The sequence below is a fragment of the Streptomyces sp. URMC 124 genome (assembly GCF_051386455.1).
GTDB lineage: Bacteria > Actinomycetota > Actinomycetes > Streptomycetales > Streptomycetaceae > Streptomyces.
This window is the reverse complement of record NZ_JBPQTS010000043.1, coordinates 20784-46667: the sequence shown is the minus strand read 5'-3', so window position 1 is coordinate 46667 and position 25884 is coordinate 20784. Positions and strand designations below refer to the sequence as shown.

Below are 25884 nucleotides of genomic sequence, written 5' to 3'. Positions count from 1 at the left end.
CCCCGATCGGATCCCCCCATGTCGGCCTCCGTCCCCGGCCCCTCCCGCAGCGAACACGACCTCCTCGGCGAGCGCGACGTCCCCACCGCCGCGTACTACGGCATCCACACGCTGCGCGCCGTGGAGAACTTCCCCATCACGGGCACCCCCATCTCCGCCTACCCCGACCTCGTCACCGCCCTCGCCTCCGTCAAGCAGGCTGCCGCCCTCGCCAACCGCGACCTGGACCTGCTCGACGACCGCAAGGTGGACGCGATCGTCCGGGCCTGCGAGGAGATCCGCGCCGGGCAGTGGCACGACCACTTCGTCGTCGACGTCATCCAGGGGGGCGCCGGCACGTCCACCAACATGAACGCCAACGAGGTCATCGCCAACCGCGCGCTCGAACTCCTCGGCCACGACAAGGGCGACTACAAGCACCTGCACCCGCTGGAGGACGTCAACGCCGGGCAGAGCACCAACGACGTCTACCCGACCGCGGTCAACCTCTCCCTGCAGCTCGCCGCCGAGCGCCTCCTGGAGGCCATGGACGTGCTCCGCCAGGCGTTCGCCGCCAAGGCGGAGGAGTTCGCGGACGTCCTGAAGATGGGCCGCACCCAGCTGCAGGACGCCGTTCCCATGACGCTGGGTCAGGAGTTCGCCGCCTACGCCGTCATGCTCGGCGAGGACCGGGCCCGCCTGGCGGAGGCGTGCGCGCTGCTCCGCGAGATCAACCTCGGCGGCACCGCCATCGGCACCGGTCTCAACGCCCACCCGCGCTACGCCGAACTCGCCTGCCGCCACCTGAGCGGAATCACCGGCTTCCCGCTCCAGGTCGCCGGCGACCTCGTCGAGGCCACCCAGGACATGGGCGCGTTCGTCCAGCTCTCCGGCGTGCTCAAGCGGATCGCCGTCAAGCTCTCCAAGACCTGCAACGACCTGCGCCTGCTGTCCTGCGGCCCGCGCGCAGGCCTCGCGGAGATCAACCTGCCGCCGGTCCAGGCGGGTTCGAGCATCATGCCCGGCAAGGTGAACCCGGTGATCCCGGAGGTCGTCAACCAGATCGCCTTCGAGGTGATCGGCAACGACGTGACGGTCACCTTCGCCGCCGAGGCCGGCCAGCTCCAGCTCAACGCCTTCGAGCCGGTCATCGCCCACAGCCTCCTCAAGAGCCTCACCCACCTCCGGGCCGGCTGCCTGACGCTGGCCGAGCGCTGCGTCACCGGCATCACCGCCAACCGCGAGCACCTGGCCCGCCTCGTCGGCCAGTCCATCGGCCTGGCCACCGCGCTCAACCCGCACATCGGGTACGAGCAGGCCACCGCCGTCGCCCAGGAGGCCCTGACCACGGGCGCGTCGGTGCACGACCTCGTCCTGTCCAAGGGCCTGCTCACCCAGGAGCGGCTCCGGGAGATCCTCCACCCCGACAACCTCGCCCGCCCGCACACCCGGGCCGCGGCGCCCGTCGAGGCCTGACACCGGGGCCACCCCGCCCCGGCTCACGGCACCACCCCCGCAATCAGCACGTCTCACCCCTCGGCTCCAGAAAGAAGAAGCACCCCCATGGCAACGGCGCCTAGCGTCTCGTACTCGATGACGGTCCGGCTGGAGGTTCCCGCCGGCGGGACCGCGGTCAGCCAGCTCACCACGGCCGTGGAGTCCTCCGGCGGGTCGGTGACCGGCCTGGACGTGACCGCTTCCGGTCACGAGAAGCTGCGGATCGACGTCACCATGGCGACGACCTCCACCGAGCACGCCGACGAGATCGTCGAAAAGCTCCGCGGCATCGAAGGCGTCGTCCTGGGCAAGGTCTCCGACCGGACCTTCCTGATGCACCTCGGCGGCAAAATCGAGATGGCCTCCAAACACCCCATCCGCAACCGCGACGACCTCTCCATGGTCTACACCCCCGGCGTCGCCCGCGTATGCATGGCCATCGCCGAAAACCCCGAAGACGCCCGCCGCCTGACCATCAAACGCAACAGCGTCGCGGTGGTCACCGACGGCTCCGCCGTCCTGGGCCTGGGCAACATCGGCCCCAAAGCCGCCCTGCCCGTCATGGAAGGCAAAGCCGCCCTCTTCAAGCGCTTCGCCGGCATCGACGCCTGGCCCATCTGCCTCGACACCCAGGACTCCGACGCCATCGTCGAGATCGTCAAGGCCATCGCCCCCGGCTTCGCCGGCATCAACCTCGAAGACATCTCCGCCCCCCGCTGCTTCGAAATCGAAGCCCGCCTGCGCGAGGCCCTGGACATCCCCGTCTTCCACGACGACCAGCACGGCACCGCCATCGTCGTCCTGGCCGCCCTGACCAACGCCCTGCGCGTGGTCGGCAAACACATCGGCGACGTCCGCGTCGTCATGTCCGGCGCGGGCGCCGCCGGCACCGCCATCCTGAAGCTGCTGATCGCCGCCGGCGTCAAGCACGCCGTCGTCGCCGACATCCACGGCGTCGTCCACGCCCACCGCCCCGACCTCGTCGACGCCGGCCCGCAGACCGCGCTGCGCTGGATCGCGGACAACACCAACCCCGAAGGCATCACCGGCACCCTGAAGGAGGCCGTGCGCGGCGCGGACGTCTTCATCGGCGTCTCCGCCCCCAACGTCCTCAACGGCGACGACGTCGCCGCGATGGCCCAGAACGCGATCGTCTTCGCGCTCGCCAACCCCGACCCCGAGGTCGAGCCCGGCATCGCCCGCCAGACCGCCGCCGTCGTCGCCACCGGCCGCTCCGACTTCCCCAACCAGATCAACAACGTCCTGGTCTTCCCCGGAGTCTTCCGCGGCCTCCTCGACGCCCAGTCCCGCACGGTCAACACCGACATGATGCTCGCCGCCGCCCGCGCCCTCGCCGACGTCGTCGCCGAAGACGAACTCAACGCGAACTACATCATCCCCAGCGTCTTCAACGACAAGGTCGCCGGGGCGGTCGCGGGCGCCGTCCGCGAGGCCGCGAAGGCCGCCGGGGCGGCTGTGACGGGCACCACGACCGCCTGATGACGGCGCGTCGCGGGCCACCGGGCCCGCGACCTGCCCCTAAGGTGTCGGGCAGAAATCAGGCCGCAGAAATGCGGCTGTATCCGAGGCTGTGCCGCTTTCCGTGTGACTCTCCAGGGTGCCGGATTGGCTTTCCCGCCACTGGTGGGGGCAGGATGCGTAACCGGGCGCGAGGGTCTGGCAACGGACCCGGGTCCGGGGACTGTCCGAGGGCCCTGGCAGCATCGGCTTCGATCTCACGCCTCATTGGCAAGAAGAACACGGGAGTACAACATGAACCGCAGTGAGCTGGTGGCCGCGCTGGCCGACCGCGCCGAGGTGACCCGCAAGGACGCCGACGCCGTTCTGGCCGCGCTCGCCGAGACCGTCGGCGAGATCGTCGCCAAGGGCGACGAGAAGGTCACCATCCCCGGCTTCCTGACCTTCGAGCGCACCCACCGTGCCGCTCGGACCGCTCGCAACCCGCAGACGGGTGAGCCGATCCAGATCGCTGCCGGTTACAGCGTGAAGGTCTCCGCGGGCTCCAAGCTCAAGGAAGCCGCCAAGGGCAAGTAAGGCCTTCAGCGCTGCGCTCAGCGCTGGAAGGGCGGTCACCCCGGGCCGGGGTGACCGCCCTTCGGGCTTTCCCGGGCCTCTACGGGCCCTGCAGGGCCCGCGGGCGGCGTACGGCCACCTGGATGCCACCCGGATGCGCGAAAGCGCCTGTACGGGCCTTGGATGGCTCGTACAGGCGCTTACGGCCCGTCAGAACGGCGCCGCTCAGGCGTCGGTGCCGCCGGTGGCGGTGCGGTGCGCTTTAGGCGACGGGGTCGCCGCCGGGCATCTCCACGTTCGCGCCCAGATCCTTCAGCTTCTGCATGAAGTTCTCGTAGCCGCGGTTGATCAGGTCGATGCCGTGGACGCGCGAGGTGCCCTCCGCGGCCAGGGCCGCGATCAGGTACGAGAAGCCGCCGCGCAGGTCGGGGACGACCATGTCGGAGCCCTGCAGCTTGGTGGGGCCGGAGACGACCGCCGAGTGCAGGAAGTTGCGCTGGCCGAAGCGGCAGGCGGAACCGCCCAGGCACTCGCGGTACAGCTGGATGTGAGCACCCATCTGGTTGAGCGCGGAGGTGAAGCCGAGGCGCGACTCGTACACCGTCTCGTGGACGATGGACAGGCCCGAGGCCTGCGTCAGGGCCACGACCAGCGGCTGCTGCCAGTCGGTCTGGAAGCCGGGGTGGACGTCCGTCTCCAGGGCGATGGCGTTGAGCGAGCCGCCCGGGTGCCAGAAGCGGATGCCCTCGTCGTCGATCTCGAAGGCGCCGCCGACCTTGCGGTAGGTGTTGAGGAAGGTCATCATCGAGCGCTGCTGGGCGCCGCGCACGTAGATGTTGCCCCCGGTGGCCAGCGCCGCGGACGCCCAGGAGGCCGCCTCGAGGCGGTCGGAGAGCGCGCGGTGGTTGTAGCCGCCGAGCTTGTCGACACCGGTGATCCGGATGGTCCGGTCGGTGTCCATGGCGATGATCGCGCCCATCTTCTGCAGCACGCAGATGAGGTCCTCGATCTCGGGCTCCACGGCCGCGTTGGACAGCTCCGTGACGCCCTCCGCCAGGACGGCGGTCAGCAGCACCTGCTCGGTCGCGCCGACCGAGGGGTAGGGCAGGCGGATCTTGCAGCCGCGCAGCCGCTGCGGGGCCTCCAGGTACTGGCCGCCCTCGCGCTTCTCGATGGTCGCGCCGAACTGGCGCAGCACCTCGAAGTGGAAGTCGATCGGCCGGCCGCCGATGTCGCAGCCGCCCAGGCCGGGGATGAAGGCGTGGCCGAGCCGGTGCAGCAGCGGGCCGCACAGCAGGATCGGGATGCGCGAGGAGCCGGCGTGCGCGTCGATGTCCGCGACGTTGGCGCTCTCCACGTACGTGGGGTCGAGGACCAGCTCGCCGGGCTCGTCGCCGGGGCGGACGGTCACACCGTGCAGCTGCAGCAGTCCGCGCACGACGCGCACGTCGCGGATGTCGGGGACGTTGCGCAGACGGCTGGGGCCGTGCCCGAGCAGCGCGGCGACCATGGCCTTCGGCACGAGGTTCTTCGCGCCGCGGACACGGATCTCGCCCTCGAGCGGGGTACCGCCGTGGACAAGCAGGACATCGTCAGGGCCGGTCATGGATCTCGCGTTCCTGGAGTTGGGCAGGGGGCAAGAAGAAAGGGTAATGCGACGAGGGGGCCGCCCTGCATGCCCGAGGGGGCTCCGGGCACGTCATGGCTTTGCAACAACACGCTCCGTTAATGGAATGGTCGCTACCGGTTATCGGCGGGGCGCCGGGGGCCGCCCCTTTCTTGCCGGAGTGGGCGTCCGCCCCCCGCGCGGGCCCGAAATGCGGGATCATGTGCCCATGTCCGAGGTGTCCTCGCTCACAGGACGACTGCTTGTCGCGACACCGGCGCTCGCTGACCCGAATTTCGACCGCGCGGTGGTGCTGCTGCTCGACCACGACGAGGAGGGTTCCCTCGGAGTGGTCCTGAACCGGCCGACCCCCGTCGGGGTGGGCGACATCCTGGAGTCCTGGGCCGCGCTCGCCGGGGAGCCGGGCGTGGTCTTCCAGGGCGGGCCCGTCTCGCTCGACTCGGCGCTGGGCGTGGCCGTGGTCCCGGGCGAGGGGCACGGCAAGACGGGTGCCTCCGCCGTCGTCGGCGACGGCCCGCTCGGCTGGCGCCGCGTCCACGGCGCGATCGGCCTCGTGGACCTGGAGGCCCCGCCGGAGCTGCTCGCGGCCGCCCTCGGCTCGCTGCGGATCTTCGCCGGCTATGCCGGCTGGGGCCCCGGCCAGCTGGAGGAGGAGCTGGTCGAGGGCGCGTGGTACGTGGTGGAGTCCGAGCCGGGCGATGTCTCCTCGCCCGACCCGTCGCAGCTGTGGCGCGCGGTGCTGCGCCGGCAGCGCAACGAGCTGGCGATGGTGGCCACCTACCCGGACGACCCGAGCCTGAACTGACGCCGCGGCTCGCCGCCGGCCCGGGCGCAACCCCGGCCGCGGCCCCGGGCACGGCCCGGGCGTGTCGTCGCGCCGGGCTCCCCGTACAGCTGCCGTCCGGCGGGGGCGCGACCGGTCGCGACGCGGGCGGGAAACGACCGGACCGTGGATCGGTCCCCGGCGGTGTCCCCCAGTACCCTTGGAGACCATGAGCACTCTTGAGCCCGAGCGCGGGGCAGGGACCGGCACCCTCGTAGAGCCGACGCCGCAGGTGTCGCACGGCGACGGCGACCACGAGCGCTACGCCCATTACGTCCAGAAGGACAAGATCATGGAGAGCGCGCTCTCCGGTTCCCCGGTCGTCGCCCTGTGCGGCAAGGTCTGGGTCCCGGGACGCGACCCGAAGAAGTACCCGGTCTGTCCGATGTGCAAGGAGATCTTCGACGGCATGGGTGCCGGCGGGGACAAGGACGGCAAGGGCGGCAAGGGCGGCGACAAGAAGTAAGGCCCGGCTCCCCGCCGCCGGCACACCATCCTTCCCGGCCCCCGGGACGCGCTGAGGCGCGTCCCGGGGGCCGCGTGCGTGTGCGGGCGGGCGCCGGCGCGGGCGAACGTGCGGCGTGCGGGTGCGAGCGTGCCCGGGCGGCGTGCGGCGGCGCCCGCGTTGCGCAGGGTGCTTTTGCGGATCACGGTGTGGTGGAGACCTCTTGTCGGGGTCATGGCACGCCTTTACTCTCCTGCCAGTTGTGCTGAGCGAAACGCCCATTGCGTATGTTGCAACGCCACGCGGGAGGGGACCCCCATGACGCCCTTAGGCCGCCGTTTATCCGGCTGGGCGGCCGCCCTGGCCGCGGCCGCCGTCGCCCTGAGCGCCTGCGCCCCCTCGACCTCCGTCGGCGGCGCCGGCGGCGACGACAGCACGGGACGGCTGCGCGTCTGGCTCTTCCGGGAGGTCGACAACGCGCCCAAGGCCGCCGTCGTCGACAAGGCCGTCACCGCCTTCGCCCGGGAACACCGCGGCGTCTCCGTCGACGTCACCTACATCCCCGTCGAGACGCGCGCCCAGCGCATCAAGGCCGCCTTCAACGACCCCGCCAACGCCCCGGACGTCATCGAGTACGGCAACACCGACACCGCCGGCTACGTGCGCGACGGCGGACTGGCGGACATCACCGCCGACTTCGGCGCCTGGCCGGAGGCGAAGGACACCGACCCCACCGCCCGCCGCTCGGTGACCGTGGACGGCAAGGTCTACGGCGCCCCGCTGTTCGTCGGCGTGCGGGCCCTTTACTACCGCACCGACGTCTTCCGCGAGCTCGGCCTCCGGCCGCCGCGCACCCAGGCGGAGCTCGCGGAGACCGCGCGCCGTGTCCACCGGGAGCGGCCGGGGATGTACGGGCTGGTGGTCGGCGGCGCCTACACGTACGGAGCCCTGCCCTTCCTGTGGGCCAACGGCGGTGCCCTCGCCCGGCAGAAGGGCAGGAAGTACACCGCCGCGATCGACCACGAGGCGGCCAAGAAGGGCATCGAGGCGTACACCGGCCTGTTCGGCGACCACAACTGCCCGCCCGCCAAGTGCGCACAGATGGGCGGGAACGCCACCGTCGAGGCGTTCGCCTCGGGCAAGGCGGCCATGGCCATCGGCGGCGACTTCAGCCACCGGGCCGTCGAGAACGGCGAGGTCCGGGGCAAGTACGCGGTCGTGCCGCTGCCGGGGGCCGGAGAAGGCAGCATCGCCCCCGCGTTCGCGGGCGGGAACAATCTCGGCGTCCTCAAGGGCAGTTCGCGCCGTACGCTCGCCGTCGCCCTGATGCGGTCCCTCACCGGCAAGCGCACCCAGGCCGAGCTCTTCGACGCCATGGGCTTCCTGCCCACCTACACGGACGTGCGCAGGGAAGCGGCCCGAAGACAGCCCTTCGTCGAACCCTTCGTGAAGACGCTCACGGCGGGCGCCGCCTTCGTGCCCGTGACCCCCGCGTGGGCCGCCATCGACGCCGGGCAGGTCCTGCCGACGATGCTCCAGGAGATCGTGAGCGGCCGCAGGAGCGTGGACGCCGCGGCGGCGGCCGCGGCGAAGAAGATGAACGCCGCGTTCAGGGCGGCGGGCTGAACGATGCGCACCCACAGCCGGTACACACCGTGGCTCTACCTCGCCCCCGCCCTTCTCCTCGTCGGCGGACTGCTCGTCTACCCCGTCTACCAGCTCGGGCTCATCTCCTTCCTGGAGTACACCCAAGCCCAGGTCAGCGGCGGCGAGCCCACCTCCTTCCGGGGCTTCGGCAACTACGCGGCCCTCTTCGGCGACGCACAGTTCCGGGAGGTGCTGCTCTCCACCGTCCTCTTCGCGGCCGCGTGCGTGCTCTCCACCCTCGCCGTCGGCTGCGCGCTCGCCGTCCTCCTCACGCGCGTGCGCGCCCTGCCGCGGTTCGCCCTGATGGCCGCCGCGCTCGGCGCGTGGGCCACGCCCGCCGTCACCGGCTCGACGGTCTGGCTCTTCCTCTTCGACCCCGACTTCGGGCCTGTGGACAAATTGCTCACCCGGCTCGGCATGAGCGGCTTCGACGGCTACTCGTGGACCTACGACCGCTACAGCGCCTTCGCGCTCGTCCTCCTCGAAGTCGTCTGGTGCTCGTTCCCCTTCGTCATGGTGACCGTCTACGCCGGCATCCGGGCCATCCCCCGCGAGGTCCTGGAAGCGGCCGCCCTGGACGGCGCCTCGCAGTGGCGCATCTGGCGCGGGGTCATGGCGCCGATGCTCCGGCCGATCCTCGTCGTCGTCACCATCCAGTCGGTCATCTGGGACTTCAAGATCTTCACCCAGATCTACGTGATGACCAACGGCGGCGGGATCGCCGGACAGAACCTGACCCTGAACGTCTACGCCTACCAGAAGGCGTTCGCGTCCTCCCAGTACAGCCTCGGCTCGGCCATCGGGGTCGTCATGCTGCTGATCCTGCTCGCGGTCACGCTCGGCTACCTGCGGCTGCTCAGGCGCCAGGGGGAGGAGATATGAGCCGCCGGGATACGAGCCGCCGGGATACGAGCCGCCGGGATATGAGCCTCCGGGGCAGGCCCCTTCGGGGGAGGACCCTCCGGGGCAGGGCCCCCCGGGGTACGAGCTTCCGGGGTGCGGGCTCCGTACGCTTCCTTCGCGTCCGCCGGCCGTGGCGCCCGGCCGCCGAGGCCGCCGCCCTGCTGACCGCCGCCGTAGTGGCCTTCCCGCTCTACTGGATGGTCCTGTCCGCGGTGAAGCCCGCCGGCGAAGTGCAGTCGGAGCGGCCCCGCCCCTGGACCTCGGAGCCCTCCCTGGACGCGTTCCGGCGCGTCTTCGGCCAGCAGGACTTCGCGCGCTACTTCCTCAACAGCCTGCTCGTCGCGGGCACCGTCGTCGTGGTCTCCGCGGCCGTGGCCTTCCTCGCCGCGACCGCCGTCACCCGCTTCCGCTTCCGGTTCAGGACGACGCTGCTCGTCATGTTCCTCGTCGCCCAGATGGTGCCGGTCGAGGCCCTCACCATTCCGCTGTTCTTCCTCCTGCGCGACGCGGGGCAGACGGTTCCCGGCATCGGCCTCAACACCCTCGGCGCGCTGATCCTGCCCCACATCGCCTTCTCGCTGCCCTTCGCGATCTGGATGCTGCGCGGATTCGTCCGGGCGGTTCCCGAAGCGCTGGAGGAGGCCGCGTACCTCGACGGCGCGAGCCGCTCCCGCTTCCTGTGGCAGATCCTCTTCCCGCTGGTCTTCCCCGGTCTCGTCGCGACGAGCGTCTTCTCCTTCATCTCGACGTGGAACGACTTCCTCTTCGCGAAGTCCTTCATCGTCAGCGCCACCGAGAACTCCACCCTGCCGATGGCGCTCCTCGTCTTCTTCAAGGACGAGGGCAACGACTGGGGCGGCATCATGGCGGCGTCGACCGTCATGACCGTTCCGGTACTCGTCTTCTTCGTACTCGTACAGCGGAGGCTCGTGTCGGGCCTCGGCGGAGCGGTGAAGGATTGATGCCATGAGCGATTCCGGTGCACGTTCCGGTCCGTCCGCGTTTCCCGCGGAGCCGGTCCCCGCGGGCCCGGTCCCCGCAGACCTGATCCCCGGGGGTCTGATCCCCGGGGGTCTGATTCCCGCGCCGCGAGAGGCCGCACCGGTCGTTCCGGTGGTGCCGGCCGATCCGGGCAGCGGTCCCTCCGCCGTGGTCGACCGGGACACGTGCCTCGACGCGGGGCCGGGCACCGAGGGCGTGGCGCGCTGGCTCCGCGCCACCGTCGGTGCCGCGACCGGGCTCCCGCTTGCGGACGGCAGCGCCTTCGGCAGTGGCAGTGGCAACTGCATCAGCTTGCGCATCGACACCGGGCCGGAGCAGGAGCTCGGCCCGGAGGGTTATCAGCTCGTCAGCACCGGCGACGGCATCCGCATCCGGGCCGGCACCGCGGCCGGGGTCTTCTGGGGCGCGCAGACCCTCCGTCAGCTGCTCGGCCCGGAGGCGTTCCGGCGGGCGCCGGTCACCGGGAAGCGGGAGTGGCCCGTGCCCGCGGTCGCCGTGCGGGACGCCCCGCGGTTCCGCTGGCGCGGCGTCCTCCTGGACGTGGCCCGGCACTTCCTCCCCAAGGACGGCGTCCTGCGGTACCTCGACCTCCTCGCCGCGCACAAGCTCAACGTCCTGCACCTGCACCTGACGGACGACCAGGGCTGGCGCGTACAGATCGAGCGCTATCCCCGCCTGACGGAGACCGGCGCGTGGCGGGCCCGCACCAAGCTCGGGCACCGCGCCTCGCCGCTGTGGGACGAGCGCCCGCACGGCGGCTACTACACGCAGGACGACATCCGCGAGATCGTCGCGTACGCCGCCGAGCGGCACATCACCGTCGTCCCCGAGATCGACGTCCCCGGGCACTCGCAGGCCGCCATCGCCGCGTACCCGGAGCTCGGCAACACCGACGTCGTGGACACCGCCGCCCTGACGGTGTGGGACACGTGGGGCGTCAGCCCGAACGTGCTGGCCCCCTCCGACGCCGTTCTCGCCTTCTACGAGGGCGTGCTGACCGAGGTCCTCGACCTCTTTCCCGCGCCCTTCGTGCACATCGGCGGCGACGAGTGCCCCAAGGACCAGTGGAAGGCGTCCCCGGCCGCGCAGGCCAGGATCCGGGAGCTGGGCCTGGCCGGCGAGGACGAGCTGCAGAGCTGGTTCGTCCGGCACTTCGACCGCTGGCTGGCCGAGCGCGGCCGGCGCCTGATCGGCTGGGACGAGATCCTCGAAGGGGGCCTGGCGGAGGGGGCCGCCGTCTCCTCGTGGCGGGGGTACGCGGGGGGCGTCGCCGCGGCGCGTGCCGGGCACGACGTCGTCATGTGCCCCGAGCAGCAGGTCTACCTCGACCACCGGCAGGCACCGGGTACCGACGAGCCCGTACCGATCGGCTACGTCCGCACCCTGGAGGACGTCTACCGCTTCGATCCCGTGCCGCCCGGCCTCACCGGCGCCGAGGCCGCCCGCGTCCTCGGCGCCCAGGCCAACCTCTGGAGCGAGGTGACGGAGGACCAGCAGCGCGTCGACTACCAGGCCTTCCCGCGCCTGGCCGCCTTCGCCGAGGCCGTCTGGTCGGAACTGCCCGCGCCGGCCGAGCGCGACTACCCGGCCTTCGAACGCCGCATGACCGCCCATTACGCCCGCCTCGACGCCCTGGGCGTGGGCTACCGGCCGCCCGGCGGCCCCCGGCCCTGGCAGCGCCGCCCCGGCCTCCTCGGACGCCCGATCGAGGGCGCGCCCCCGATCGTGTGAGCCACGGCCAAGCTGCGCGCCGCTGCGCCGGACGGCTGGCACGGTGGTCCTTCACACACTGCCGTAAGTCGTAAAAAGGCCCCCTAAAATGGCAATCCGTACAGAGCGGGGACACTCCCGAAAATCGGACCATTCGCATTGCCGGGGACGGATCGGCGGTTCGTGGACCCTCGCGACGGCGGAGTCCGAAGATGTGCCAGAGTTGCCACGTCCGGGCCGTGAGGACGTACCGTACGGCGGGATCGTACGGCGGGATCAGGCCGGACAGCCGGGACCACCGGGGAAGGGGCAGCTGGGTTGACCACGCACGCACCGCAGGCAGCGCACACGGTGACGCTGCCGGGCTCGCTCGACGAGGCCGTGGCGGCGCTGGCCGCCATGCCCGCGGCCGTGCCCGTCGCGGGTGGCACCGATCTGATGGCCGCCGTCAACTCCGGCCTGCTGCGGCCCGCCGGCCTCGTCGGCCTCGGCCGCATCAGCGAGATCCGCGGCTGGCAGTACCAGGACGGCCACGCCCTGCTCGGTGCCGGCCTCACCCACGCCCGGATGGGCCGCCCCGACTTCGCGGCCCTCATCCCGGCGCTCGCGGCCGCCGCCCGCGCCGCGGGCCCGCCCCAGATCCGCAACGCCGGCACCCTCGGCGGCAACATCGCCTCCGCCGCGCCGACCGGTGACGCCCTGCCCGTCCTCGCCGCCCTCGAGGCCACCCTCGTCATCGCCGGCCCCGGCGGCAGCCGCCGCGAGATCCCCGTCGGCCACCTCCTGACGGGCTACGACATGCTCGCCCCCGGCGAGCTCATCGGCTACGTCCGCGTGCCCCTGCTGCACGCCCCGCAGACCTTCCTCAAGGCCACCGGACGCACCGGCCCGGGCCGCGCCACCGCGTCCGTCGCCGTCGTCCTCGACCCCGCCCGGCGGGGCGTGCGCTGCGCGGTGGGCGCCGTCGCACCCATGCCGCTGCGCCCGCTCGACGCCGAGCAGTGGGTCGCCTCGCTCATCGACTGGGACGGCGAGCGCACGCTCGCCCCCGAGGCGTGCGCCGCCTTCGGCGACTACGTCGCCGCGGCCTGCATCCCGGACCCCGCGCCCGCTCTCGACGGCGGGGAGCCGGGCACCCTGCCGCCCGCCGCGCTGCACTTGCGTCGTACGGTGGCGACTCTGGCCCGCCGAGCACTGGGGAGGGCACTCGCGTGAGTGACGAACAGCGACAGGCCCACGCCGCCGGCCCGGTCGGCTGGGAGCCGATCCCGCGCGGCGGGGAGTACGACGAGGGCACGACGTTCCTGCAACTGCCCCCCGAGCTCCTCGCGCACCCGGGAGCCGCCACGTCCGGCACCGGCACGTGGGACCCGCTGGCAGCGGCCGGCTCGGGCGGCTACACCCCGCCCTCCGCCGACTCCTGGCAGCAGGCGCCCGCGGCGGCGGCCGCCGCGGGGGCGCAGGGGCAGTGGGGGACGTACGGGCACGGGGAGGCCGGGGGCCAGCAGGGGGGCTACCAGCCGGGGCCCGAGGCCCACGCCGGTGCGCATGACGCTCACTCCGGTGTGCATGACGCTCATTCCGGTGTGCATGACGCCGCCTACGGTGAGACGTACGGCGAGGGCGTCCAAGGCGTTCACGGTGGTGATGTCCACGGCGGTGACGTTCACGGCGGTGACCTTCACAGTGGCGGCCTGCACGATGCCGACCCTCACGCCACGGCGGAGTGGCCGGCGCCCGGTGCCGGTTCGACGGGCCAGTGGTCCGTGCCGGCCGCGGGCGACGACCCCGTCGACGAGTCCGGCGAGTACCTCGTCCGCGGCGCCGCGCCGGAGGCGCCCGCGGCGCCGGTGACGCCGTCGGCTCCCTGGTCGGCGCAGCCCGTGGACGACTCCTGGCGCCAGTCGCTGGCCGCGGCCACCCCGGCCGCCGGTACGCCCGTGCCGGGCGTCGACACCGGCCAGTGGTCGGTTCCGGTTCTGCCCGAGGACGCGCCGGTTACGGCAGACGCGTCCGGCGAGTACGCGCTGGACGGCTTCCCCGGTGCGGCCGCGGAGCATTCCGCTTCCCACCTGCCCGGCGAGCCTCCGGCCGCTCCGGGCGTGGACGCGACGAGCACGTTCACCGTGCCGGCGTACGTCAGCGACGTCACCGGTACGGGCGATAATCCGGGCGCGGGCGGGACGGCGTACGAGCACGACCACGACCACGTGCTTGAGCGCGAGCCGTCCGCCGCAGATGACGCTGCCGGCCCCGAGGAGCCGCAGTCCGCGCCGGAGCCGGAACAGGAGCCGGAGCCGGGACAGCATCCCGGGCAGCACCTGCAGCCGACCGTTCCGCCGCAGCAGGCGGTGCACGCCGAGTCGTTCGGCCATGCGGGCCCGGCCGAGCAGCACGGCCGGCCCACGCTGCCCGAGCACTTCGTACCGCAGCAGGGCGGCCCGTCGGATGCGACCGATGCCGTAGCGCCGGATGCCGGGGCGCCTGATCACGTGGCGTCCGATCACGTGGCGCCCGACGTGGCGGCAGATCACGTAGCGCCCGAGGCGGCGCCCTCCGAAGCCCCCGAGCACCGGCAGGACGAGCCGGCCGGCGGCACCGAGGCCGCCCCGGAACACGGCGTGCCGGGCGTGCCGGGCGTGCCGGACATGCAGAACATGCAGGACATGCCGGACCACGGCATCCCGTCCCCGGGCGTCCCGGCGCACGACACGCTCGGTGGCTCCGACACGCTCGGCAGCTCCGATGCCCTCGCCGCGACCGACCCCCTAGGTCTCTCCGACCCGCTCGGCACGGGCGTCCCGCACAACGAGCACCCCTGCACGTCCTACGTCCTGCGCGTGAACGGCACCGACCGGCCCGTGACCGACGCGTGGATCGGCGAGTCGCTGCTCTACGTCCTGCGCGAGCGCCTCGGTCTCGCCGGGGCCAAGGACGGCTGCTCGCAGGGCGAGTGCGGGGCCTGCTCGGTGCAGGTCGACGGGCGGCTCGTGGCGTCCTGCCTCGTGCCGGCGGCCACCACCGCGGGCGCGGAGGTCCGTACGGTCGAGGGCCTGGCCGTGGACGGCAGGCCGTCCGACGTGCAGCGGGCGCTGGCCGAGTGCGGCGCCGTGCAGTGCGGGTTCTGCGTGCCCGGCATGGCGATGACCATGCACGACCTCCTCGAGGGCAACCACGCCCCGACCGAGAGGGAGACGCGCCAGGCCATCTGCGGCAACCTCTGCCGCTGCTCGGGCTACCGGGGCGTGCTGGACGCGGTCCGTCAGGTCGTCGGCGAGCGCGAGGCGGCAGCCGCCCAGGAGCAGGAGCTTCAGGACGCGCAAGGCCAGGGGCAGGCCCAGGGTCAGGCCTACGAGGGGCAGGCCTACGAGGGCCAGGCGTACGAGGGGCAGCCGGATGCGGACCAGGCCCGTATCCCGCACCAGGCGGGCCCGCACGGCGGGGGCAGCGGAAAGGCGACGACGGCATGACGGGAAGCGGCGGAATGGGTGGACCGGGCGGAATGGCGGGAATGGTGGGCGCGGGCGAAGGCTCCACCTCGGCCACGTCCGTCCCGCTGCTCGTCGCGCCCGGTCACGCCGAACCGCAGTACGGCATCGGCGCGTCCCTCCGCCCGGCCGACGCGGAGGCCAAGACGCAGGGCATCTACCCGTACGCGGCCGACCTGTGGGCCGAGGGCCTGCTGTGGGCCGCGCTCCTGCGTTCCCCGCACCCGCACGCCCGCATCCTGTCGATCGACACCAGTGAGGCCGCCCGGATGCCGGGCGTCCGCGCCGTCGTGACGCACGCGGACGTGCCCGGCGACGCCGCCCACGGCCGTAAGGTCGCCGACCGCCCGGTCTTCGCGTCCGACCTCGTGCGCCACCACGGCGAGCCGATCGCCGCCGTCGCCGCCGACCACCCCGACACCGCGCGCCTCGCCGCGGCGGCCATCGCCGTCGAGTACGAGGTGCTGGAGCCCGTCACCGACCCCGAGCAGGCCTTCTCCGCCGAGCCGCTGCACCCCGACGGCAATCTGATCCGCCACATCCCGCTGCGCTTCGGCGACCCGGAGGTGGTCGGCGAGGTGATCGTCGAGGGCCTCTACCGGATCGGCCGCCAGGACCCGGCGCCCATCGGCGCCGAGGCCGGCCTGGCCGTGCCCCGCCCCGACGGCGGCGTCGAGATCTACACCGCGTCCACCGACCCGCACGCCGACCGCGACCTGGCCGCCGCCTGCTTCGGCCTGGAGCCCGAGCGCGTGAAGGTCGTCGTCACCGGCGTGCCCGGGGCGATGGGCGACCGCGAGGACCCCGGCATGCAGCTGCCGCTCGGCCTGCTCGCGCTGCGCACCGGCCACCCCGTCAAGCTCGTCGCGACCCGCGAGGAGTCCTTCCTGGGCCACCCGCACCGCCACCCCACGCTCCTGCGCTACCGCCACCACGCGGACGCCGACGGCAAGCTGGTGAAGGTCGAGGCGCAGATCCTGCTGGACGCGGGCGCCTACGCCGACACCTCGTCCGACGCCCTGGCCGCCGCCGTGGCCTTCGCCTGCGGCCCGTACGTCATCCCGCACGCCTTCGTCGAAGGCTGGGCGGTCCGGACGAACAACCCGCCGTCCGGCCACATGCGCGGCGAGGGCGCCATGCAGGTGTGCGCCGCGTACGAGGGCCAGATGGACAAGCTCGCGGCGCGCCTGGGCCTGGACCCGGCGGAGCTGCGCCTGCGCAACGTGCTGGCGACGGGCGACCTGCTGCCCACCGGCCAGACGGTCACCTGCCCGGCCCCCGTCGCCGAGCTCCTGCGCGCCGTCCGTGACTATCCGCTGCCCGCCCTCCCCTCGGACGACCCCGAGGAGGAGTGGATGCTCCCCGGCGGCCCCGACGGCGCGGGCGAGGCCGGCGCGGTGCGGCGCGGCGTCGGCTACGGGCTGGGCATGGTGCACATGCTCGGCGCGGAGGGCGCGGACGAGGTCTCGACGGCGACGGTCAAGGTGACCGGCCCGACGGCCACGGTCATCTGCGCGGCCGTGGAGACCGGCCAGGGCTTCTCCACCCTGGCGCGCCAGATCGTCCAGGAGGTCCTGGGCATCGAAGAGGTCTACATCGCCCCCGTCGACACCGACCAGCCCCCGTCCGGGCCCGGCGCGCACAGCCGCCACACGTGGGTGTCGGGCGGCGCGGTCGAGCGGGCGGCGCGGATGGTGCGGACGCAGCTGCTGCAGCCGCTCGCCGCGCAGTTCGGCATGTCCGCGGAGCTGCTGACGATCGCCGACGGCAAGATCACGTCGTACGACGGCGTCCTCAGCACGACGGTCGCCGAAGCCCTGGAGGGCAAGGAACTGTGGGCCACGGCCCAGTGCCGCCCCCACCCCACCGAGCCGCTGGACGAATCGGGCCAGGGCGACGCGTTCGTCGGCATGGCCTTCTGCGCGGTGCGCGCGGTGGTGGACGTGGACGTGGAACTGGGCTCCGTCCGCGTGGTCGAAATGGCGGTGGCCCAGGACGTGGGCCGCGTCCTGAACCCCGCACAGGCGAAGGCCCGCATCGAAGCGGGCATCACCCAGGGCATCGGGGCGGCCCTGACGGAAAACCTCCGCACGGCGGGCGGAATGGTCCGCCGCCCGGACTTCACGGGCTACGCCCTGCCGACATCACTGGACACCCCGGACGTCCACATCGTGAAGCTGGTCGAGGAGCGCGACGTCGTTGCTCCTTTCGGGGCCAAGGCGATCAGCGCGGTGCCGGTGGTGACGTCGCCGGCGGCGGTGGCATCGGCGGTACGCGCGGCCACGGGCCGCCCGGTCAACCGCCTCCCGATCCGCCCCCAGGCGGCGGTGGCAACGACCGCCTGAGGCCCTTCGAGCCGCCCCCACCCGTGCCGGCGTGTCACTGCCCGCCGTTACTGTGTAGCGTGAAGTTACATGTGACGGCGGGTGGTTGACGGTGGGGAAGCCAGTGGAGGGGCGCACGTGACCGAGCAGGGTCCGGGGACGGGACCGCAGGGCGGCCTGGCCGCCGAACTGTCCTCCCTCAAAAAATTCAAGGGCCGGGTGGACGAGCTCCTGAGAACGCTCGACGAGTCCGACGGCGCGCCGGGCAAGGTAGCCGAAACCGGGCTGACCCAGGCCCACTTGGGCGAGAACTTCCACGCTGCAGAAGCCCTCTACAGCGTCTACCGCGACGTCCACACGGACCTGGTCACCCTCGCCCAACTCCTCAACGACCAGATCACGGTCCTCTCCGCCGCCATCCTGGAAGCCCACGGCGGCTACACCAACACGGATGCCGAAGAACGCGACAAACTCTGGGCGATCCACGAACGGGTGCAGCGGCAGTACGACCCGAAGCTGGATCCCTTCGCGGAGCCGGCCCGGGAACTGCAGCCGCAGCCGCACACGTCGCGGACGGGCGAGCGCACGAGTCTGCGGCAGGGCGGCGGCTCGAACGCACACTCCTCCACCTTCTAGACGAGGTAAGGACGCACATCCCATGGCTGACCCGACCCCGACCAGAAGCGCCAAGGACCCCCGGCAACCGCCCGTATGCACCCCTGCCCAGGACTTCTACGAGATTCCGCACGAGAAGCTGCAGGCGATGGTCGAGCACGCGGACCAGCACCGGGTCACCGCCATCAGCCGCCAGCTCAACGGCGCGGCCCAGGCCATCAAGAAACTCGGAGACGACCTCAAGAAGCACATGGAAGGCGTCGTCTGGTCGGGCGAAGCCGGCGAGGCCTTCCGCAAGTGGGGCTACTCCATGGCCAACGAGACCATCCGGCTCGGCGACTACGTCAAGAAGGTCAACGAGTGGATGGGCTACGCGTCCACGGACCTCGGCGGCGCGAGGCGAATGCCGAAGTACTCACCCGAGGACAAGGCCACGGTCGACGCGTGGCTGAAAAAGCAGACCGTCCCCCTGAAGGAGGTCCCCCCACCGTGGATGCAGGGCCTCAAACCCGACAGCCCCCTGGACAGCCCCACGCATAAGCAGGCGTACGACGCCCAGGAGCGGCTGAGGGAGAACCACAAGGCGGCGGCTGCGCTGATGAAGGCGCTGGCGGAGTCGTACGACCAGACGGGGACGCAGCTTTTGCGGGCGGATAGGCCCAACTTTCGGCCTATGCCGGACAAAGTTATGCCAGGTCGCAAGGACCCCGGATTGGGCGACCTTGAGCATGTAGACCTGCCCGGCAGAGGTTCCGACGGACCGTCGTCTGATGAAGCGGCTCGGGCGGCTTTGCCAGCAGGCTACGCGGGCGGTGTCTCCGCCGGTAGCGCTGGCGGTGGCTCGCCACTGCCTAGGCCTGCGGAACGGCTCGTTCGACGGCCGGAGCTGGACCTCTCGGGGGGTGTCGATGCGCCACCCCGCGTGCCCGTTCCGCAGCCGGACCGGCCTCCGGTCGCTCCGCCGGATGCCGGGAGGCCACAGGTTCCCATGCCGCACGTTCCTGTGCCTGGTTGGTCGGGTCCTGATCGGCGCCCTGAGTCGGGTGCCCGTCCAGGCGGGTCGTTCCCTGAGCGAGATGGACGGTCAGTACTCAGAGTCCCGTTGCCGGGGTCCGGAACTGGCACCAGCCGTCGTCCAGAGACCCGGTTGCCGAACATGCCGCGCGACGGGGTTGTTGGCGGTCGCCCCACGCCGCGGGGGACGTCCGGGCCGAGTCAGCCCCCTGGGCGGGTCTCGGCCTTCGGTGCGGAGTCACCTCAGCGGCAGGGCCAAGCGCGGGCTCCCATGGTCCCGGGCGCGAGCTTCGGCGGGGCGCCTGGGCCTGCGACGGGCAGCCCGAGCCGTGGCGCTGGTCGAGCCAGGGCGACGGAGCCCGGCGGAGTTGCTGGGGGTCGGCCGGAGCAGATCCCGGGCAGAGGCGGTAGTACGGCCTTTACCCCTGGGGGCACCGGCCTGGTCCGAGGCGGTCTCGCTGGCGAGAGTCGAAGTAATTCGTCATCCAAGCCCAGCATGCTGGGCGGATTGATGCCCCCGGCTGGTGTTGGTGGTGCCCCTTCGGAACGGCGGGCCGGAGGTCGACGCCCCGACTATCTGGTCGAGGACGAGGAAACCTGGAATCAGGGCAGCAAGCCAGTGATGCCGCCGGTCATTGAGTAGGGGATAAGTTCATGCGCAGTGCCCGTGCCGTACACAGGGCATGTGAGAGAGCGGCCGTGGCTGTTTTCGCCTCGCTCGTCGTGGTATCGGCCTCGCCAGCTCAAGCCGATACCATTCGCTCCCGCCAGTGGCATCTCGACGCCATGCATGCGGAAGAAATGTGGGAGGAGAGCACCGGCGCCGGGGTGACGGTGGCGGTAATCGACAGCGGTGTTGATGAAGGCCTCCCCGACCTGCAGGGGCAAGTACTTGAAGGGAAGAACTTCTCAAAGCAGCCGGGCGACGCGCGAACCGACACCGATGGCCATGGCAGCAGCATGGCAGCCCTCATTGCCGGGACGGGAAGAAAGGGTAGCTCCACGGGAGCCTACGGTCTTGCTCCTGGTGTGAAAGTCCTTCCCGTTCGTCTGGAATCGAAGAAGGATTTGCTAGACCAGGATAGGGCGATGGTCGACGCGCTCCACTACGCTGCGGAGTCTGATGCAAAGGTCATCAATATCTCGCTAGGTAGCCCCCGTCGGAGCAACGAGGCAGAGAAGGCCATCGCCTATGCCCTGAGCAGAGGAAAATTGATCTTTGCTGCGGTTGGTAACTCCGGTGACAAGAGTAATGCGGCGGAGTATCCAGCTGCCTACCCAGGCGTCATTGGCGTGGCCGGGCTCAATCAAGAGGGCTCCACTGCGGATTGGTCGCAGCATGGTGCGCAGGTGGACCTGTCCGCGCCTGGAGTAGACGTGATTTCGGCCTGCCCAGGCGGCACCGGAGTCTGCAAAGGCAATGGCACAAGCGGAGCCACCGCCCTCGCCTCCGCCTCCGCCGCCCTAATCTGGTCCGTCCACCCCACCTGGACCGCCAACCAGGTAACCCGCGTCCTCATCAACACCGCCGGCGGCACCGGAACGGCTGAAAAGCGTAACGACTACGTCGGCTACGGCGCCGTTCGTCCCCGTATCGCCCTGAAGGACCCGGGCGACCCCGGCCCCGCCGATGTGAACCCGCTGCCGGGCCCGGCGTCTTCGCCGGGCGTCAAGGGCGGTGACGGCCAGGACACCGCCGACAGCATGTCGAAGCATTCCGGCACGGAAGCCTCGGCAAAGCAGGAGGGCAGCCCGACCAAGTGGATCGCCGTCGGCGCCGGCGCGGCGGTCCTCGTCGGGGCGGCCGTCGCCACGCCGGCCCTTCTCGCCCGTCGCCGCAATGCCGCCGCCACCACCCGAGGCGGCCCCGCGGTCTGAAGCCGGCCCGCTCCGGAACGGCGTCGGCAGGCGCGCGCCCACGGCAGGGTGTCGAAAGCGCATCCACGGAACCTGCGTGCGATTATGTGGACTCGGCGCCACCAAAGGCCAGGTGACGGGGCGACAGGTGTCCCGTGAACGACAGGCGCCGTACCTCGGTGGGTGGGGGAGGCGGCAATGGGCGGCAGCCCGAGTGGCGGTGGCGGTGGCGCCGGCGACGGCAAGATCCTGGACATCAAGACCGCGGACTTGAAGTCCGCGGCGCCCACCTTCAGTGAGCAGAGCGGCAAGCTCGGCGAAGCACTGTCGGAGCTGACGGCGACGCTCGACGCCCTCGGCTCGCCCTGGGGCGCGGACGACCAGGGGAAGGCCTTCGGCGACTCGTACCAGCCCAAGCGCACTCAGATCGAGAACTCGACCAAGATCCTCGTCGCCGGCCTCGCGAGCATTCACGAGGCGATGGTCGACATGTCCGACGGCCACATCGAGAACGACAAGCTGATCGCTGCGATGTTCTCGAAGAAGGGCGCCAAGGGCGGCGGCAGCGGCAAGTGAGCGTCAAGCACAAGGTCCAGAACTTCCTGGTCGACTACATGGGCCTGTACTGGCCCGATGGCGACGCGGACAAGCTCCGCAAGGCGGCCAAGGCCTGGCGGACCTTCGCCGGCAAGGTCGAGACGATCCGCACGCCCGTCAACAACCAGGCCACCTCCCTCATCCACAACAACAAGGGTGAGGCGATCGAGGCCTTCGAGGTGTTCTGGCACCGCTATGCCAAGGGCTCGGAGGACGGCTGGCTGCACGACCTCGCCGACTCGGCGAAGAAGATGGCCGACGGGCTGGAGAAACTTGCCCACGCCATCGACAAGGCGATGGACGACCTCTGGGACAAGATCATCGAGGATCTCGTCGTCCTGGGCGCCGCCGTCACGATCGCCGTGGCGACCGGCGGCGCCCTCGCCGGTCCCGCCGCCACTGCCGCGACGGCGATCGTCGAAGCCGGCGCCGCCCTCGGCATCGTCGTGTCCACGACGGTGGCCGAGGTTGCGGGCGTGACGCTGGCCGCCGCGGCGTTCGGCGGCCTGGAGTCGGTCACGGTCAACCTGGCGGTCGCCCAGCCCATCAAGATCGCGCAGGGCCGGCAGGAGGGCATCAACCTGACCGAAGCCGGCACGGCCGCCAATGACGGCATGCTCTACGGCGGCATGTTCGGCGGCTTCGGCAGCATCGCGAAGAACGCCGGCACCGCGGGCAGCTACCGCAACCTCTTCAGCGGCATCCGCCCCCTCGACATCGAACTCGCCCAGGCCGCCCGCCTCCCGGTCAACATCGAGTGCGCCCTGGACCCCATCGACGTCGCCACCGGCGCGATGCTCCTGCCGGCCACGGATGTCGCCCTCCCCGGCGCTCTGCCCCTCCTCGTCGAACGCACCCACATCTCCTCGTACCGGGAGGGCGCCTGGTTCGGCCCGACCTGGGCATCCACCTTCGACGAGCGCGTCCAGATCGATGCGGACGGCGTCGTCTACGCGGCGGCCGACGGCATGCGCCTGGTCTACCCGGTGCCGCTGCCCGGCGAGCCGGTCCTGCCGCTCAAGGGCCCGCGCCGCCCCCTGACCTGGGACGGCGCACCCGGCGGCCTGATGACCATCACCGACCCGCAGTCAGGGACCACCCGCACCTTCGGAGGCGTGGCCCCGACCGAGGAGCCGGCGCTCCTCCAGCTGCCGCTGCTGTCCGTGGAGGACCGCAACGGCGCCCGCATCGACATCGAGCGCACCGCCACCGGCACGCCCACCGCGATCCGTCACTCGGGCGGTTACTACGTGGCAGTGGAGACGGCCGTCGTCGGGTCGGCGGGTGCACGTGTCACGGGGCTGCGCCTCCTCGACGAGCCCCCGTCCCCGTACGAGCCGGCCCACGCCCCCGGCCGCGGCACGACCCTGATCCGCTACGGCTACGACGACGCGGGCAACCTGACGGAGGTCACCAACTCCAGCGGCAAGCCCCTGCGTTTCACTTACGACGCCGAAGGCCGAATAACCTCCTGGACCGACCGCAACGACACGACGTACGGGTACACGTACGACGCCCGAGGCCGCGTGATCCGTACCGACGGCACCGGCGGCTTCCTCTCCGGCTCGCTGTCGTACGATGCCGCGACCCGTACGACGACGGTCACGGACTCCCTGGGCCACGAACGCACCTACCGCTACAACGCGGACGCCCTGGTCACGCAGGAGACGGACGCACTCGGCCACACGACCGTCACCACCTGGGACGCCACGGCCACGAGCCGCCTGTCGGTGACGGACCCGCTGGGCCGCGCCACCCGCTACGCGTACGACGACGCGGGAAACCTCTCCCGGGTCACCCTGCCGGACGGTTCGGCGGCCTCGGCGACTTACGACGGCCTGTGCAGGCCGACGGAGCTCACGGAACCGGGCGGCGCGACGTGGCGCCACGCCTACGACGCGCGCGGCAACCTCCTCGCGACCACGGACCCGCTGGGCGCGGAGACGCGCTACAGCTACGACGAACTCGGCCATCTGTCCGCCGTGACCGACGCCCTCGGTCACACCTCTCACGTCACCTGTGACGCGGCCGGGCTACCCGTGACCCTCACGGACCCGCTCGGCTACCGCACGGCGGCCCGCCGGGATTCCTTCGGGCGCGTCGCCGAGGTCACGGACCCGCTGGGGCGTATCACGCGTACGGCGTGGACGCCGGAGGGCCGGCCCGGCCGCCGCGAGTACCCGGACGGCACCGTCGAGGCGTGGACCTGGGACGGCGAAGGCAACCTCCTCACCCACACCGACCCCGCAGGCAACACCACCCGCCACACCCCTGGCCACTTCGACCTCCCCGCCACCCGCACGGACCCCGACGGCGCGACGTACGCCTTCACGTACGACACGGAACTACGGCTGACGGGCGTGACGAACCCGCAAGGTCTGACGTGGACGTACGCCTACGACGCGGCGGGCCGCATCACCTCCGAGACGGACTTCAACGGCCGGACCCTGACGTACGCGCACGATGCGGCAGGCGGCCTGGCCGCCCGTACGAACGGCGCCGGCGAAACCCTCCGCTTCACCCGCGACCTGCTGGGCCGCGCGACGGAACAGCACGCGGACGACACCGAGGCGGTGTCGACCTTCACCTACGACGCGGCAGGGCACCTAGCTCGTGCGGTGAACGTGGACGCGGAGATCGTCTACGAGCGGGACGCGCTCGGCCGCGTGCTGTCGGAGACGGTGAGCGGCAGAACGGTCACGTACGCGTACGACGCGCTGGGCCGCCGGACGCGCCGCGCCACCCCGTCCGGGCTCACCTCGGAATGGACGTACGACGCGGCGGGCCGCCCGACGGCGCTTCGCGGCGACGCGGGCGGGCTGACGTTCACCTACGACGCGGCCGGCCGCGAAACGGAACGCCGTCTGGGCGAAGGCGCGGTGCTCACCCAGCAATGGGACACGGCAGACCGCCTCACCACGCAGGCGGTCCGCGGCGCGGAGCGCCTTCTCCAGCACCGCGCATACGCCTACCGCCCCGACGGCTACCTCACCGAGATCCGCGAACTCACCTCCGGGACACGACGCTTCGACCTCACGGCGACGGGGCGCGTCACGGCGGTCAACGCGTACGGCTGGACGGAGCGGTACGCGTACGACGCGGCGGGCAATGTCACGCTCGCCGAGGCTCCGGCACACGGCGCCCCGGGCGAGCGCGACGTCGAAGGCACCCTGATCCGCCGCGCGGGCCGTACGACGTACGAACACGACGCCCAGGGCCGCCTCACCCGCAAGGCCCGCAAGCTCCTCAACGGCCAAACGCACACGTGGACATACACCTGGGACGCGGAAGACCGCCTCCGGGAGGCGGTGACGCCGGAGGGCGAGCGCTGGCGGTACGCGTACGACCCACTGGGCCGCCGAATATCGAAGCGGCGCGTCCCGGCCGACGGCGGAGAGCCGACCGAGGAAACGCTCTTCTCCTGGGACGGCACGCGCCTGGCAGAGCAGTCCACCGCCGACGGCCGAGTGACAACCTGGGACTACGCCCCCGGCACGCACCGCCCCCTGACACAGACGGACCACACGCGCCTGGTCCGCTCAGCGGGCAAGTCCCTGATAGAGGAATTCGCGGACAAGCCGGACCGCGAAGTCGGCACCCGCTTCCACGCCGTCATCACGGACGCGATCGGCACCCCACTGGAGCTGATCACCCCGTCCGGAGAACTGTCCTGGCAACACCGAACGACCCTTTGGGGCACCCACCTCCCGGCCCCCGCGACAGAAGGGGGCCTGGACTGCCCCCTCCGCTTCCCGGGCCAGTACGCGGACGAAGAAACGGGCCTGCACTACAACTACTTCCGCTACTACGATCCGGAATGGGCCCGCTTCGCGTCTGCAGACCCTCTCGGCCTTGGCCCCTCTCCGGACCCGCACGCCTACGTCCTACAGCCGTACACCGAGTCAGACCCGCTTGGCCTTGCTCCTTGTACCGATCGAGGTGGCTGGTACGGACGGCTTCAGCCCGCGCGAGACCATAACGAGATCAACCACATCCCTGCCAAGTCTGCCTACAAGCACCTCAAGACTCTCACTGAACACATGGGCCCAGCCATTCGGATGGATAAACCGGACCACAGGGAAGTCGGCAGCACGGGAAGTAGCCGTGAGGCGCGCGCCTGGCAGAAGGCTCAACGTAACCTTATCGACCAGGGGCGGTTCGATGAGGCCATGAAGATGGACATTGACGACATCAGGGCACGCTTCGGAAATAAGTATGACCAACATATAGCGGATATGGTGGCTACACTCAAGGAAAATGCGGGATTGCAGGCGCTGCTTCGCGATAACGGCTGGACGATCGACTACAACCTGCTGAAATGA

At 71.5% G+C, this 25884-nt stretch carries 17 protein-coding genes; 16 read left to right on the top strand and 1 reads right to left on the bottom strand.

The features are described 5' to 3' along the window. The first annotated feature begins 18 nt into the window (after positions 1 to 18). The 3 genes from aspA (at position 19) to ACSNOG_RS12160 (ending at position 3531) form a co-directional block, all read left to right on the top strand. Positions 19 to 1455, top strand: coding sequence for an aspartate ammonia-lyase (gene aspA, locus ACSNOG_RS12170; RefSeq protein ID WP_436752621.1), 1437 nt, complete (start codon positions 19 to 21; stop codon positions 1453 to 1455). 87 nt (positions 1456 to 1542) lie between these two features. Further along, positions 1543 to 2976 carry an NAD-dependent malic enzyme gene (locus ACSNOG_RS12165; protein ID WP_436752617.1) on the top strand — a complete coding sequence of 478 codons (1434 nt, stop codon included), beginning with the start codon at positions 1543 to 1545 and terminating at the stop codon, positions 2974 to 2976. 273 nt (positions 2977 to 3249) lie between these two features. Further along, entirely contained in the window at positions 3250 to 3531 is a 282-nt protein-coding gene (locus tag ACSNOG_RS12160; protein WP_071961969.1) for an HU family DNA-binding protein, read from the top strand. Between the two features lie 241 nt (positions 3532 to 3772). Here the strand turns inward: ACSNOG_RS12160 and murA are convergent, their stop codons facing one another. Then, positions 3773 to 5116, bottom strand: a complete 1344-nt coding sequence (murA, locus tag ACSNOG_RS12155; protein WP_436752616.1) for a UDP-N-acetylglucosamine 1-carboxyvinyltransferase — start codon at positions 5114 to 5116, stop codon at positions 3773 to 3775. A 229-nt stretch (positions 5117 to 5345) separates the two neighbouring features. On the opposite strand from murA, the gene ACSNOG_RS12150 reads away from it, so the two are divergent. The 13 genes from ACSNOG_RS12150 to ACSNOG_RS12090 all read left to right on the top strand — a co-directional run bounded on the left by ACSNOG_RS12150 (position 5346) and on the right by ACSNOG_RS12090 (position 25884). Continuing rightward, positions 5346 to 5942, top strand: a complete 597-nt coding sequence (locus tag ACSNOG_RS12150; RefSeq protein WP_436752615.1) for a YqgE/AlgH family protein — start codon at positions 5346 to 5348, stop codon at positions 5940 to 5942. Between the two features lie 187 nt (positions 5943 to 6129). Then, complete coding sequence (locus ACSNOG_RS12145) at positions 6130 to 6426, top strand: DUF3039 domain-containing protein (RefSeq protein ID WP_190020519.1); 297 nt, start codon at positions 6130 to 6132, stop codon at positions 6424 to 6426. 297 nt (positions 6427 to 6723) lie between these two features. Next, positions 6724 to 8031 carry an extracellular solute-binding protein gene (locus ACSNOG_RS12140; protein WP_436752614.1) on the top strand — a complete coding sequence of 436 codons (1308 nt, stop codon included), beginning with the start codon at positions 6724 to 6726 and terminating at the stop codon, positions 8029 to 8031. Positions 8032 to 8034: 3 nt separating this feature from the next. Further along, positions 8035 to 8934 (top strand): carbohydrate ABC transporter permease, encoded by a 900-nt coding sequence (locus tag ACSNOG_RS12135; protein WP_436752613.1) that lies wholly within the window; start codon positions 8035 to 8037, stop codon positions 8932 to 8934. Positions 8935 to 9131: 197 nt separating this feature from the next. Continuing rightward, on the top strand, positions 9132 to 9917 hold the full coding sequence (locus ACSNOG_RS12130; protein ID WP_436752612.1) for a carbohydrate ABC transporter permease: 786 nt from the start codon (positions 9132 to 9134) through the stop codon (positions 9915 to 9917). A gap of 4 nt (positions 9918 to 9921) precedes the next feature. Continuing rightward, a complete protein-coding gene (locus tag ACSNOG_RS12125; RefSeq protein ID WP_436752611.1) occupies positions 9922 to 11688 on the top strand; it encodes a beta-N-acetylhexosaminidase in 1767 nt (588 codons plus the stop codon). Positions 11689 to 11985: 297 nt separating this feature from the next. Continuing rightward, positions 11986 to 12882, top strand: a complete 897-nt coding sequence (locus ACSNOG_RS12120; protein ID WP_436752610.1) for an FAD binding domain-containing protein — start codon at positions 11986 to 11988, stop codon at positions 12880 to 12882. Next, positions 12879 to 15137, top strand: a complete 2259-nt coding sequence (locus ACSNOG_RS12115) for a 2Fe-2S iron-sulfur cluster-binding protein (RefSeq protein ID WP_436752609.1) — start codon at positions 12879 to 12881, stop codon at positions 15135 to 15137. Before ACSNOG_RS12120 ends, ACSNOG_RS12115 begins: the two co-directional genes overlap by 4 nt. 41 nt (positions 15138 to 15178) lie before the next feature. Further along, positions 15179 to 17500 carry a xanthine dehydrogenase family protein molybdopterin-binding subunit gene (locus tag ACSNOG_RS12110; protein ID WP_436752620.1) on the top strand — a complete coding sequence of 774 codons (2322 nt, stop codon included), beginning with the start codon at positions 15179 to 15181 and terminating at the stop codon, positions 17498 to 17500. Positions 17501 to 17617: 117 nt separating this feature from the next. Further along, positions 17618 to 18115, top strand: coding sequence for a hypothetical protein (locus ACSNOG_RS12105; protein WP_436752608.1), 498 nt, complete (start codon positions 17618 to 17620; stop codon positions 18113 to 18115). Between the two features lie 1692 nt (positions 18116 to 19807). Next, positions 19808 to 20986: a type VII secretion-associated serine protease mycosin gene (mycP, locus tag ACSNOG_RS12100; RefSeq protein ID WP_436752607.1), complete on the top strand. Its 1179-nt coding sequence runs from the start codon at positions 19808 to 19810 to the stop codon at positions 20984 to 20986. 177 nt (positions 20987 to 21163) lie between these two features. Next, on the top strand, positions 21164 to 21541 hold the full coding sequence (locus ACSNOG_RS12095) for a WXG100 family type VII secretion target (protein ID WP_436752606.1): 378 nt from the start codon (positions 21164 to 21166) through the stop codon (positions 21539 to 21541). A 38-nt stretch (positions 21542 to 21579) separates the two neighbouring features. Continuing rightward, a complete protein-coding gene (locus ACSNOG_RS12090; protein ID WP_436752619.1) occupies positions 21580 to 25884 on the top strand; it encodes a DUF6531 domain-containing protein in 4305 nt (1434 codons plus the stop codon).

Coding starts and splice junctions, on each gene's coding strand:
- aspA (WP_436752621.1), top strand. CDS start 19: ATGTCGGCCTCCGTCCCCGGCCCCTCCCGCAGCGAACACGACCTCCTC.
- ACSNOG_RS12165 (WP_436752617.1), top strand. CDS start 1,543: ATGGCAACGGCGCCTAGCGTCTCGTACTCGATGACGGTCCGGCTGGAG.
- ACSNOG_RS12160 (WP_071961969.1), top strand. CDS start 3,250: ATGAACCGCAGTGAGCTGGTGGCCGCGCTGGCCGACCGCGCCGAGGTG.
- murA (WP_436752616.1), bottom strand. CDS start 5,116: ATGACCGGCCCTGACGATGTCCTGCTTGTCCACGGCGGTACCCCGCTC.
- ACSNOG_RS12150 (WP_436752615.1), top strand. CDS start 5,346: ATGTCCGAGGTGTCCTCGCTCACAGGACGACTGCTTGTCGCGACACCG.
- ACSNOG_RS12145 (WP_190020519.1), top strand. CDS start 6,130: ATGAGCACTCTTGAGCCCGAGCGCGGGGCAGGGACCGGCACCCTCGTA.
- ACSNOG_RS12140 (WP_436752614.1), top strand. CDS start 6,724: ATGACGCCCTTAGGCCGCCGTTTATCCGGCTGGGCGGCCGCCCTGGCC.
- ACSNOG_RS12135 (WP_436752613.1), top strand. CDS start 8,035: ATGCGCACCCACAGCCGGTACACACCGTGGCTCTACCTCGCCCCCGCC.
- ACSNOG_RS12125 (WP_436752611.1), top strand. CDS start 9,922: ATGAGCGATTCCGGTGCACGTTCCGGTCCGTCCGCGTTTCCCGCGGAG.
- ACSNOG_RS12110 (WP_436752620.1), top strand. CDS start 15,179: ATGGTGGGCGCGGGCGAAGGCTCCACCTCGGCCACGTCCGTCCCGCTG.
- ACSNOG_RS12095 (WP_436752606.1), top strand. CDS start 21,164: ATGGGCGGCAGCCCGAGTGGCGGTGGCGGTGGCGCCGGCGACGGCAAG.
- ACSNOG_RS12090 (WP_436752619.1), top strand. CDS start 21,580: ATGGGCCTGTACTGGCCCGATGGCGACGCGGACAAGCTCCGCAAGGCG.